We start from the raw sequence: 12,047 nt of genomic DNA, 5'->3' as shown, positions 1-12,047 counted from the left end.
GCAGAAGGTGCAGGTGTCGGCGTTCCCGGATCATTATGCGCAGTGGGAGAAGCTGGCTGCTGACCTGGTCGCCGAGCACTGGAACAACAGCTGAACCTGACAGGTGGCAGAGCGTTGGCCGGGTCCCCGACACGGGGACCCGGCCAACGGCATGTCCAGGTCAGTTACGCAGTTCAGGGCAGTTCCGTGGTTGTGCTCCTCATCCGGCGAGGAGTAGGGCGACTCCGCCGAGTAGGGCGACGGTCGAGGCTGCGGCCAGCGCCAGTACGCGCCGACGAGGGCGCTGGCCGTGGATGACGTGCAGTGCGAGGGCAAGTGGGCCGATCGGCAGCATGGTCGGTGATTCCCTTCGAGAGACGATGGCGATCCGCACCGCGGCACCGCAGGTGCCGAAGGCGATGTGCAGGGGATTGAGGCCGAGTTCGTGGGCGCCGTGTACATCGGCCTGCCACTCCTCCCGGTGCCGGGCGCGTAGGTCGGGGTCGGGGAGCAGGGCCGATGCGCAGCGCACCACGAGCAGCGCCGCCGCCAGCCCGGGGCGGCTCACCCGGCTACCCGGGGGCGCGCCGGGCGGGTAGCCGCCCGATCGGCTGCGGCGGCGCGGGCGCAGAGCCGGCGGGCCTCGGTCGCGCCGTCCGTGGTCAGCCGGTACATCCGTCGTCGTGGACCTCGCCGGTGGCTGTCCTCGTCCCAGTGGGAGGTGACCCAACCGGCCCGCTCCAGGCGGTCCAGGAGGGGATAGACCGTGCCGGTGGGTCGTCCGGTCAGCTTGATGATTTCCAGCCCCCAGCGGGGGCGATCTTCCTCGACCAGCACCGCCAGGACATCGACGGTGGCTCGGCCAACCCGGGCCAGTGGCTCCATGACGCTCAATCTACCTATGTAGTTTAAGGTCTGTCCAGTGGCTGGTCCGGCCGTGGACCGGTCAGCCGGTGACCAGGCGGACCCCGTACGCGCTGAGCGCCTCACCGACCGGCTGGAAATAGCTCGTCCCGCCGCTGGAGCAGTTGCCCGAACTGCCGACCAGAATGCCCTGGGCCTGATTGCCGGACATGAACGGTGCGGCGCTGTCCCCCGCCTCGGCGCAGACGCTGGTCCGGGTCAGGCCGTAGATCACGCCCTCCGGGTAGTGGACGGTCATGTTCTTGGCCTGGATGGTGCCGCAGCGCCAGCCGGTGGTCGAGCCGTACTTGCAGACGCTGGCCCCGACCGCGGCCGACGTGGCGCCCTTCACCGCGACCGTGCCGGCGCCGGTGCGGACCTCGCCCCGCGGCGTCCAGCCCGGATTGAGCTGTACCAGCGCGTAGTCGTTGCCGGGGAACGACGAGGCGGCGAAGTACCCCATCAGCTCGCCGCCCGGCGTGTAGACGGCGTCGCCGGCCTGTCCGCAGTGCCCGGCGGTGAGGAATCCGTTGAACGGGGTGACCTGGCCGACCACGCTGAACGACACCATGCAGCGGTACCCCGCGCCGGTACGGAACAGATCGCCACCGCGCACGTCCCCGGCGGCAGCGGCCGGGACGGCGGGCAGCAGGACCGCCGCGACCAGGGTGCAGAGCGTGGCCAGCAGGGGGCGCAGTCGTCGGATCATGCCCCGACCGTAGTTGATATCGATTGATGTCCATTCATAGAGATTGGGTCATACCGTTGTGGTCACCAGCGGCCCCGGCGTTGGTCCCGGGCGATCCGGGACAGGGTGGCGCCGAGCAGCAGACCCCAGAAGACGCCCAGGAAGGCCAGCAATCCGCCCCACTCCACACCGGTGGCCCCGGCCGTCGGGCCGGTGAGCGTCGGCACCGCGACCAGCAGTAGGACCCCGCTGACCGCGACGCCCACTGCGGCGGTCGTGCGCAACGGTCGGGGCAGGGTGCGCGCCACCAGCAGCCCGACCCCGCCGACCAGTGGGAGGACCAGGATCAGGGGCAGGAGCCCGGCCAGCAGCCAGGCGCCGAGGGCCACGGACTGTCCCGGCGTCCGGGCGGCCCCGGCCAGCAGCCGGACGCCGTACCCGAGCAGCGCAACCCCGGCCAGCACCAGCGCCACCCGGGTCCTCACGGGCCCACCCGAAGCGCGGTCACCCACTTGGTCTGCCCGGTCCCGGTCCGGCCCGCCGAGACGATCCGGCACGGGTAGCCGTGGTCCAGATCGAGGACCGCCCCGTTGATCCGCAGCGCGAGCAGGGTCGACCGGTCCCGTACCCGTCCCACCGGTAGCACGCTGCTGCGGTGCGCCCCGACCGGCTCCAGAGACTCGACGGTGACCCGGCCGACGGGCGCGCCCACCGCCGTCAGCAGGTCGACCAGTAACACCCCGGTCCAGTCCGCGTCCGCACTCCAGCCCTGCACGCACACGATCGGCAACCGCAGGGTGCGCTGCGGCAACCCGGCCAGCCGGGCCAGGTCCAGCTCACGCCGCCCGCCCGGCCACTGCACGGTCAGCCGCCACTGCGGGCCCACCCGGGCGACCCGGGCGGCCGAGGCGGTTCTGGTCACCCGTAGCTCCTGTGGACCCCGGTCGGCGCGCCGGCCCAGCGGTGACAGCCGGTCCAGGGCCGGAACGGTGGACCCGGCGGTGGCGAGTACCACGGCCGTCGCCGACAGGTACGCCCCGCCGAGCACGTCCCGGCGGCTCAACCCGACCCGCTCCGGTGCCGGCGGACCGAGCGGCATGGCCAGTCCGTCCCGGATCTGCGGCACCCTCACCCCGAGATGGATGGTCAGTGCGCCGACCGTGAGCCACGCCGCCGCGTGATGCGCCGGTGCGGTGGCGAACGGCCAGGGTGCCCAGCCGGCCCTGCCGAACAGCCCGGTCGTCAGCGTGAAGACAGCTCCCGCGACCAGTACGGACAGCGCGACCCGATCCGCGACGTACCCCAGCCGCCGCCCCGCCGGTGGGGTGGACAGTTTCGGACAGCCGCTCCAGAGCTTGGCCAGCAGCAGTGGTACGGCAGCCATGCCGGCGAGGACGTGTACCCCCTGGGTGATCCGGTAGAGCTGCACCGGCCGGGACGGCCACCAGGCGCCGTGCTGGGCGAGGTGGGACAGCAGTCCGGTGGCGAAGCAGAGGCCGAACGCCACCCCCAACCACAGTCCGAGCCGCGCGGAGACCCGTACGTCGTGCGCCTCCGCAGCGGAATCCCCCTTTCCGGGCAGCCGCCACCGCATGGGGCGGTATTGCCACCCGGGTCCGGTTGAAACCGGTGGGGGTGTTAACAAGGGGCCCTTCCTCTACCAAAAGCGATAAGCGGGGGCCCTTCCTTACCTCTGGGTGCGCGTGCGGGCGCGGTGACCTAGGGTCGTAGGCGTCAGCTTGGTCGTCCGACGACGGGAGGTGCCGCCGATGGGCCTGCGCACCTTCATCGAGGGCTGGCCGGTCTACCGTCAGCTCACCGGCACCGACCCGCTCGGCCGGGGCGCGGCGGCGAAGTCGGCCCGCTCGGCGGCGCTGACCCCGCGCACCGAGCAGGCCGACCGGGTGGCCCGCTCGGTCTGTCCGTACTGCGCGGTCGGCTGCGGTCAGCGGGTGTACGTCTCCGACGGCCGGATCACCCAGATCGAGGGCGATCCGGACAGCCCGATCTCCCGGGGCCGGCTCTGCCCGAAGGGCTCGGCCAGCAAGAACCTGGTCACCAGCGAGCTGCGCCAGCAGAAGGTCCGCTACCGGCGGCCGTACGGTACCGAGTGGGAGGACCTCGACCTCGCCACCGCACTCGACATGATCGCCGACCGGATCCTCGCCGCCCGCGCGGAGACCTGGGAGGACGTCGACGCCGAGGGGCGCCCGCTCAACCGGACCCTCGGCATCTCCAGCCTCGGCGGGGCGACGCTGGACAACGAGGAGAACTACCTCATCAAGAAGCTCTTCACCGCGATGGGGGCGCTCCAGATCGAGAACCAGGCCCGGATTTGACACTCCGCCACCGTCCCCGGTCTGGGGGCCAGCTTCGGTCGCGGTGGCGCGACGGACTTCCAGCAGAACCTCGCCAACGCTGACGTCATCATCATCCAGGGTTCCAACATGGCCGAGGCCCACCCGGTCGGCTTCCAGTGGGTCATGGAGGCCAAACGGCGGGGGGCGAAGGTCTTCCACGTGGATCCCCGGTTCACCCGGACCAGCGCGCTGGCCGACGTGTACCTGCCGATCCGGGCCGGCACCGACATCGCGCTGCTCGGCGGGGTGGTGCGGTACATCCTGGAGAACGGGCGGGACTTCCGGGAGTACGTACTGGCGTACACCAACGCGGCCACCATCGTCAGTCGGGACTTCGCCGACACCGACGACCTGGACGGCCTCTTCTCCGGCTACGACCCGGCCACCAACAGCTACGTGCAGGACAGCTGGCAGTACAACGGCCACGAGGGCAGCGCCGGCAGCGGGCACACCGCGAAGGAGCGGGACAGCGCCGCCGGGTTGGAGCACGAGTCGCACGGCGCCCGGGCCGGCGGGCCGAGCCGCTGGGACGAGACCCTGCAACACCCGCGCTGCGTCTACCAGATCCTGCGCCGGCACTTCGCCCGCTACACCCCGGAGATGGTGGAACGGGTCTGCGGCATCAGCCAGGAGCAGTTCCTGGAGCTGGCCCACGCCTGGACGGAGAACTCCGGTCGGGAGCGGACCGGCGCCCTGGTCTACTCGGTCGGCTGGACCCAACACAGCGTCGGCGTGCAGTACATCCGTACCGGCGCGATCATCCAGCTCCTGCTGGGCAACATTGGCCGCCCCGGCGGGGGTGTCATGGCGCTGCGCGGACACGCCAGCATCCAGGGCTCGACCGACATCCCGACGCTGTTCAACCTGCTCCCCGGCTACCTGCCGATGCCGCACCACGCCGATCACCCGACCTTCGACGCCTGGGTCGACCGGATCCGCTACCCCGGGCAGAAGGGCTTCTGGGGCAACGCCCCGGCGTACGCCGCCAGCCTGCTCAAGGCGTACTGGGGGGACGCGGCCAACCCGGAGAACGACTTCTGCTACGGCTACCTGCCCCGGATGACCGGCGATCACGGCACCTACCAGCAGGTGCTCAACATGATCGACGGGAAGATCAAGGGCTACCTCCTGCTCGGTCAGAACCCGGCGGTGGGCTCGGCGCACGGCCGGGCCCAGCGCCTCGGCATGGCCAACCTGGACTGGCTGGTGGTCCGGGACCTCTTCCTGATCGAGAGCGCCACCTTCTGGCAGAACAGCCCCGAGGTGGCCACCGGGGAGATCGTGCCCGAGGAGTGCCGGACCGAGGTGTTCTTCCTGCCCGCCGCCTCGCACGTGGAGAAGGAGGGCACCTTCACCCAGACCCAGCGGCTCCTACAGTGGCGGGAGAAGGCCGTCGACCCGCCGGGCGACTGCCGTTCCGAGCTGTGGTTCTTCTACCACCTCGGGCGGGTGTTGCGGCAGAAGCTGGCCGGTTCGACCGAGCCCCGGGACCGGGCCCTGCTTGACCTGACCTGGGACTACCCCACGGACGGCCCGTACGACGAGCCGAGCGCCGAGGCGGTGCTGCGCGAGATCAACGGGTACGACACCCGCACCGGCCGCCCGCTGTCCAGCTTCGTCGAGGCCCGCGACGACGGCTCCACCGCCATCGGCTGCTGGATCTACAGCGGCGTGTACGCCGACGGCGTCAACCAGGCCGCCCGGCGCAAACCCCGGCACGAGCAGGACTGGGTGGCCGCCGAGTGGGGCTGGGCCTGGCCGGCGAACCGCCGTACCCTCTACAACCGCGCCTCGGCCGACCCGGACGGCCGACCGTGGAGCGAGCGGAAACGCTACGTCTGGTGGGACCCGGAGCGGGCCGAGTGGACCGGCTACGACGTGCCGGACTTCGAGCGGACCAAACCCCCGACGTACCGGCCACCGGAGGGGGCCAGCGGGGTGGCCGGGATCGCCGGCGACGACCCGTTCATCATGCAGGGCGACGGGAAGGGCTGGCTCTACGCGCCCACCGGGGTGCTCGACGGGCCGCTGCCGACCCACTACGAGCCCGCCGAGTCGCCGGTGCGCAACCCGCTCTACGGGCAGCAGGCCAACCCGACCCGCAAGGTCTACCCGCACCCGGTGAACCCGATAAACCCGAGTCCGCCGCAGGCGCACAGCGACGTCTTCCCGTACGTCTTCACGGTCAGCCGGCTCACCGAGCACCACACCGCCGGGGCGATGAGCCGCAACGTGCGGCACCTGGCCGAGCTGCAACCGGAGATGTTCGTCGAGGTCTCCCCGGAACTGGCCGGGCTGGTCGGCCTGACCCACCTGGGCTGGGCGCACCTGGTCAGCGCCCGCGCGGTGATCGAGGCGAAGGTGCTGGTCACCGAGCGGCTCACCCCGCTGCGGGTGGAGGGCCGGGCGATCCACCAGCTCTGGCTGCCGTACCACTTCGGCACCGAGGGGCTGGTCACCGGCGACTCGGCCAACGACCTGTTCGGCATCACCCTGGACCCGAACGTGCTGATCCAGGAGAGCAAGGTCGGCACCTGCGACGTCCGGCCCGGCCGGCGACCCACCGGGCCGGCGCTGCTGGAGTTGGTGGCGGCGTACCGGCGGCGGGCCGGTCTGACCGGGGGAGCGGGTACGCCTATCCTGACCACCGATGCCGGCGGCGACCGGGAGGCCCGCGACCATGGTTAGTGCCAACAGCCTGTACGGCCCACTCGATCCGGCCCCGGACGCCGGGTACCCGGACGCCCCGCCCCGGATGGGGTTCTTCACCGACACCAGCGTCTGCATCGGCTGCAAGGCGTGCGAGGTGGCCTGCAAGGAGTGGAACGACGTCCCCGACTCCGGTTTCGACCTGCTCGGCATGTCGTACGACAACACCGGGGCGCTGACCGCCAACGCGTGGCGGCATGTGGCCTTCGTCGAGCAGCCGGCCACGGTGCCGCAGGCCCGGCCGGTCGGGCCCGAGCCGGCAGCCGGGTCGCCGCCGGCTCCCGGGCCGCAGTTCCTCGGTATGCCCGGCACCGAACCACCGGGCCGTAGCAGCACCGCCGAGCGGACCGACTTCCGCTGGCTGATGATGTCGGACGTCTGCAAGCACTGCACCCACGCCGCCTGCCTGGACGTCTGCCCGACCGGTTCGCTGTTCCGCACCGAGTTCGGCACCGTGGTGGTGCAGGAGGACATCTGCAACGGCTGTGGGTACTGCATCCCCGCCTGCCCGTACGGCGTCATCGACCAGCGCGCCGGTGACGGCCGGGCGTGGAAGTGCACGCTCTGCTACGACCGGATCGGCGCCGGGATGACCCCGGCCTGCGCCCAGGCCTGCCCCACCGAGTCGATCCAGTACGGCCCCCTCGACGAGCTGCGCGAACGGGCCGCCGCGCGGGTGGCCACCCTGCACGAACGGGGGGTCACCGAGGCCCGGCTCTACGGCCACGATCCCGATGACGGTGTCGGCGGGGACGGCGCCTTCTTCCTGCTCCTCGACTCCCCCGAGGTGTACGGCCTGCCCCCGGATCCGGTGGTCACCACCCGGGACCTGCCGGCCATGTGGCGCCGTGCCGGGCTCGCCGCCCTCGCGGTCGCCGCTGCCGCCGTCACCGCCTTCGTCGGGGGCCGGCGGTGAACCCCCGGGCACCGGGCCGGCTCGGGCATCCGGACGGCACCGGTGGCGGTGGCCGGGGCGGCAAACGTGACGATGGCCGGGGCGGCAGTCGGGGCGGTGGCCGGGGCGAGCCGCTGAACGTCCCGGTGGCCGAGTTCACCAGCTACTACGGCCGGCCCGTTGTCAAGGTACCGGTCTGGCGTTGGGACATCGCCGCGTACCTTTTCACCGGCGGGCTGGCCGCCGGCAGTTCGCTGCTCGGTGCCGGCGCGAGTGTGACCGGCCGCCCCGGGCTGCGCCGCGCCGCCCGGCTCACCTCGCTCGGCGCGCTCGGCGCCAGCACCTACTTCCTGATCAACGACCTGGGCCGGCCGGAACGGTTCCACCACATGCTGCGGGTGGCCAAGCCGACCTCCCCGATGTCGATGGGCACCTGGATTCTCGCCGCCTTCGGACCGGCCGCCGGGCTCGCCGCGGTCGCCGAGGCCGCCCCGCTGCTGCCCCGGCACGGGCTGCCCGGACTGGCCCGCCGCCTGCTGCCCCGCACCGGGGACATCGCCGGTGGGGCCGCCGCCGTGATCGCCCCGGCCCTGGCCACCTACACGGCGGTGCTCCTCGCCGACACAGCCGTACCGTCCTGGCACGAGGCGTACCCGGAACTGCCGTTCGTTTTCGGCGGCAGCGCACTGGCCAGCGCGGCCGGCGCCGGTCTGCTCGCCGCGCCGCTGGCCGAGACCGGTCCGGCGCGGCGGCTGGCGGTGGCCGGCGCTGCCCTGGAACTGGCCGGCGCGCACCGCATCGAACACCGGCTCGGCCTGCTCAGCGAGCCGTACCGGACCGGGCGGGCCGGGCGGCTGTTGCGCGCCGGGCGGGCGCTGACCGCGCTCGGGGTGGCCGGGGCACTGCTCGGCCGGCGTAGCCGGGTGGTCTCCGCGCTCTCCGGCGCGGCGCTGCTGGCTGCCTCGGCGGCCACCCGGTTCGGCATCTTCCACGGCGGGGTCGCCTCGGCACGGGACCCGAAGTACACGGTGGTGCCGCAGCGGCAGCGACTGGCCGCCCGGGCCGAGGCGGTGGAGCCGGTCCGGGAGCGCGACCTGCCCGGCGACTGAGCCAACCCCACGCGGCCGGCAGTCGATCACCTGTGGTTAGCTGCCCGTGGAGGCGTTCAGGCGGCTGGTGCCCCTCCCGGTCTTCAACACCGGTGTGGTCCGGGATCCGGGCCAGGCGGGTTCGATTCCCGTCCGTCTCCGTCCCACGCTTCGCATGATCGTCTGTCGCTCAGCGGTACGACACGCCGGGTCAGTCCCCGCTGAACCGCAGACGATCATGACAGTGCGGGCGTTCGCCCGCAGCGAGGCTGGATATGCTCCGGATTCAGCAGGATGGCGGCCCGGAAGGACGGACTATGGGCGACGGGCCGGACGACCCCCGGCGACGCATCCCCCGTACCGACGTGCTGCTCGCCGACCCGCGACTGAGCGCCGCCGTCCACCGGCACGGCCGGTCCCGGGTCAAGGCCGCCGTCACCACCGCCCAGCAGCGGGCCCGGCGCGGGGAACTGCGCCCCGACCAGGTCGCCGACGCCGCCGTCGCCGCGTTGCCGGGCGGGTACCCGCCCGGGCGGCCGGTACTCAACGCCACCGGCGTCATCCTGCACACCAACCTCGGTCGGGCACCCCTGAGCGCCGCTGCCGTCGACGCCCTGGTCACCGCCGCCGGCCACACCGACGTGGAACTCGACCTGGCCACCGGTCGGCGGGCCCGGCGCGGCCGGGACACCATCGACGCGCTCGCCGCCGCCACCCCGGACGCGGAGGCGGTGCACGTGGTCAACAACGGGGCCGCCGCGCTGGTGCTCGCGGCCACCGCTCTCGCCGCCGGCCGGGAAATCGTGGTCAGCCGGGGCGAACTGGTCGAGATCGGCGACGGATTCCGCCTACCGGACCTGCTGGAGAGCACCGGGGCGCGCCTGCGCGAGGTGGGCACCACCAACCGGACCAGCCTCGCCGACTACGCCGCCGCGATCGGCCCGGCCACCGGATTCGTGCTCAAGGTGCACCCCTCCAACTTCGTGGTCACCGGGTTCACCGCCGCCGTACCGGTGACCGCGCTGGCCACCCTCGACGTACCGGTGGTGGCCGACATCGGCTCGGGCCTGCTCGCGCCCGATCCGCTGCTGCCCGACGAACCGGACGCGGCAACCACCCTGCGGGCCGGGGCGGCCCTGGTCACCGCCAGCGGCGACAAGCTTCTCGGCGGTCCGCAGGCCGGGCTGCTGCTCGGCCGCGCCGACCTGGTCGACCGGCTGCGCCGGCATCCCCTGGCCCGGGCACTGCGGGTGGACAAGCTCACCCTGGCCGCCCTCGCCGCGACCCTGCGCGAACCGGTCACACCGGTCCGCGCCGCCCTGCACGCATCCCCCGCCGCGCTGCGGGACCGCACCGAACGGCTACGGGACGCGCTCGGCGGAGCCGGCCGCAAGGCCGAGGTGGTGCCGTCGGTCGCCGTGGTCGGCGGCGGCGGGGCACCCGGGATCGAGCTGGACTCCTGGGCGCTCGCCCTGCCCGAGGAGTACGCCGGACCGCTGCGCCTGGGCGACCCGCCGGTGCTCGGCCGGGTGCTGCGCGGCCGGCTGCTGCTCGACCTGCGCTGCGTCCCACCGGAGCACGACGACCTGCTGCGGGCGGCACTGCTGAGCCTGCCGACAGGGGACTGACGTGTTCGTCGTGGCCACCGCCGGGCACGTCGACCACGGCAAGTCCACCCTGGTCCGGGCGCTGACCGGGATGGAACCGGACCGCTGGGCCGAGGAACGCCGCCGGGGCATGACCATCGACCTCGGCTTCGCCTGGACCACCCTGCCCTCCGGCACGGTCAGCGCGTTCGTGGACGTACCCGGACACGAGCGTTTCGTGCCGAACATGCTCGCCGGCGTGGGCCCGGTACCGGCCGCCCTGGTCGTGGTCGCCGCCGACGGTGGCTGGATGCCGCAGTCCGCCGAGCACCTCGCCGCCCTCGACGCGCTCGGGGTCCGGCACGGGCTGCTCGCGGTGACCCGCGCCGACCTCGCCGACCCGGATCCGGCGCTGGCCCGGGCCCGGGCCGAGATCGCCGGCACCTCGCTCGGCCCGGTCGAGGCGGTGGTGGTCAGCGGTACCACCGGTGCCGGCCTGCCCGGGCTGCGGGCCGCCCTGGACCGGCTCGCCGCGCGGCTGCCCGCCCCGGCCACGGCCGACCCGGTCCGGCTCTGGGTGGACCGGGCGTTCACCATCCGGGGCAGCGGCACCGTGGTCACCGGCACCCTCGGCGCCGGGCGGCTGCGCACCGGTGACGAGTTGGAACTCGGCGGCAGTGGGGAGCGGGTGCGGATCCGGGGACTGCACAGCCTCGGTACCGCCCGGGACGAGGTGACGGCGGTCGCCCGGGTGGCGGTGAACCTGCGCGGGGTGCCCCGGGACCGGCTGGCCCGGGGCGACGCCCTGCTCACCCCCGACCGGTTCCGGCACACCGACCTGCTCGACGTCCGGCTCACCGGGGACCCGGTCGCCGACCTGCCGGCCGAGCTGGTCCTGCACGTCGGTGCGGCGGCCGTGCCGGTACGGGTACGCCCGCTCGGCGCCGACACGGTCCGGCTGCGCCTGGCCCGGCCGCTGCCGCTGCGCATCGGGGACCGCGCGCTGCTGCGGGACCCGGGACGCCGGCAGGTCAACGGCGGGGTGACCGTACTGGACGTGGCCCCGCCGCCGCTGACCCGCCGGGGCGCGGCGGCGACCCGGGCCGGTGTCCTGGCCGGGCTGGACGGACGCCCCGATCTGCCCGGCGAACTGCTCCGCCGGCACCTCGTGCGCCGGGGCGACCTGGCGCGGATGGGAGTGCCGGTCACCGGCGACCCGGTGGCCGGGGACTGGTACGCCGACCCGGGGTACTGGCGGGATCTCGGGCGGCGACTGCCCGAGGAGGTACGCCGGTACGCCGCGGCGCACCCGCTGGACCCCGGTGCGCCGGTGGGCGTACTCGCCCAGGCGCTCGGACTGCCGGACCGGGCGCTGGTGGCGGCGCTGGTGGTACCCCCGCTCGTGCTGCGCGGTGGTCGGGTGGCCGCCACACCGGCCTCGACACTGCCGGAGCCGGTGGCCCGGGCGGTGGACCGGATCCGCGTCGAGTTCGCCGGCCGGCCGTTCCGGGCGCCGGAGGCCGAGCGGCTGACCGCGCTGGGGCTGGGGCCACGGGAGATCGGCGCGGCGGTCCGGGCCGGTGCCCTGCTGCGGCTGGCGGAGCAGGTGGTGCTGCTGCCCGAGGCGGTGGACCAGGCGGTCCGGGTACTGGCCGGGCTGCCCCAGCCGTTCACCCTGAGTACCGCCCGGCAGGCGCTGGACACCACCCGCCGGGTGGCGGTGCCGTTGCTGGAACTGCTGGACCGGCAGGGGGCGACCCGCCGGTTGCCGGACGACGCCCGGGTCGTGCTGCCGGCCGGGACGGATCCGCGTTGACCTCCGGTGCGGGCGGGTCCGGC

The 12,047-nt window shown here is 73.7% G+C and carries 10 protein-coding genes and 1 tRNA gene; 6 read left to right on the top strand and 5 right to left on the bottom strand.

Features of this window, described 5'->3' with window-relative positions; all coding sequences use genetic code 11:
• Positions 1-199: 199 nt before the first annotated feature.
• From V6U90_RS16780 to V6U90_RS16760, 5 genes are all read right to left on the bottom strand, one after another.
• Positions 200-547 (bottom strand): hypothetical protein, encoded by a 348-nt coding sequence (locus tag V6U90_RS16780; protein WP_334436934.1) that lies wholly within the window; start codon positions 545-547, stop codon positions 200-202.
• Entirely contained in the window at positions 544-864 is a 321-nt protein-coding gene (locus V6U90_RS16775; RefSeq protein WP_334436932.1) for a PadR family transcriptional regulator, read from the bottom strand. The genes V6U90_RS16780 and V6U90_RS16775 overlap by 4 nt, the downstream gene beginning before the upstream one ends.
• Positions 865-925: 61 nt before the next feature.
• Positions 926-1,591: a S1 family peptidase gene (locus tag V6U90_RS16770; RefSeq protein ID WP_334436930.1), complete on the bottom strand. Its 666-nt coding sequence runs from the start codon at positions 1,589-1,591 to the stop codon at positions 926-928.
• Positions 1,592-1,653: 62 nt separating this feature from the next.
• Entirely contained in the window at positions 1,654-2,055 is a 402-nt protein-coding gene (locus V6U90_RS16765; protein WP_334436928.1) for a hypothetical protein, read from the bottom strand.
• Positions 2,052-3,164, bottom strand: a complete 1,113-nt coding sequence (locus tag V6U90_RS16760) for a molybdopterin-dependent oxidoreductase (RefSeq protein WP_334436925.1) — start codon at positions 3,162-3,164, stop codon at positions 2,052-2,054. The genes V6U90_RS16765 and V6U90_RS16760 overlap by 4 nt, the downstream gene beginning before the upstream one ends.
• Positions 3,165-3,339: 175 nt before the next feature.
• Here V6U90_RS16760 and fdh point away from each other — a divergent pair, with 175 nt between their 5' ends.
• The 6 genes from fdh (at position 3,340) to selB (ending at position 12,024) form a co-directional block, all read left to right on the top strand.
• Entirely contained in the window at positions 3,340-6,618 is a 3,279-nt protein-coding gene (gene fdh / locus V6U90_RS16755; protein ID WP_334436922.1) for a formate dehydrogenase, read from the top strand.
• Entirely contained in the window at positions 6,611-7,555 is a 945-nt protein-coding gene (locus V6U90_RS16750; protein ID WP_334436920.1) for a 4Fe-4S dicluster domain-containing protein, read from the top strand. The genes fdh and V6U90_RS16750 overlap by 8 nt, the downstream gene beginning before the upstream one ends.
• 113 nt (positions 7,556-7,668) lie before the next feature.
• On the top strand, positions 7,669-8,643 hold the full coding sequence (gene nrfD / locus V6U90_RS16745) for an NrfD/PsrC family molybdoenzyme membrane anchor subunit (protein ID WP_334436942.1): 975 nt from the start codon (positions 7,669-7,671) through the stop codon (positions 8,641-8,643).
• A 48-nt stretch (positions 8,644-8,691) separates the two neighbouring features.
• Positions 8,692-8,789 (top strand) — tRNA-Sec (locus V6U90_RS16740).
• A 150-nt stretch (positions 8,790-8,939) separates the two neighbouring features.
• Positions 8,940-10,250, top strand: coding sequence for an L-seryl-tRNA(Sec) selenium transferase (gene selA / locus V6U90_RS16735; protein WP_334436917.1), 1,311 nt, complete (start codon positions 8,940-8,942; stop codon positions 10,248-10,250).
• 1 nt (position 10,251) lies between these two features.
• Positions 10,252-12,024, top strand: a complete 1,773-nt coding sequence (gene selB / locus V6U90_RS16730) for a selenocysteine-specific translation elongation factor (RefSeq protein WP_334436915.1) — start codon at positions 10,252-10,254, stop codon at positions 12,022-12,024.
• Positions 12,025-12,047: the final 23 nt, after the last annotated feature.

Source organism: Micromonospora sp. CPCC 206060 (assembly GCF_036906895.1).
Taxonomy (GTDB): Bacteria; Actinomycetota; Actinomycetes; order Mycobacteriales; family Micromonosporaceae; genus Micromonospora.
Note: the sequence above shows the minus strand (reverse complement) of the source record. Positions and strands in the feature narration are given on the sequence as shown.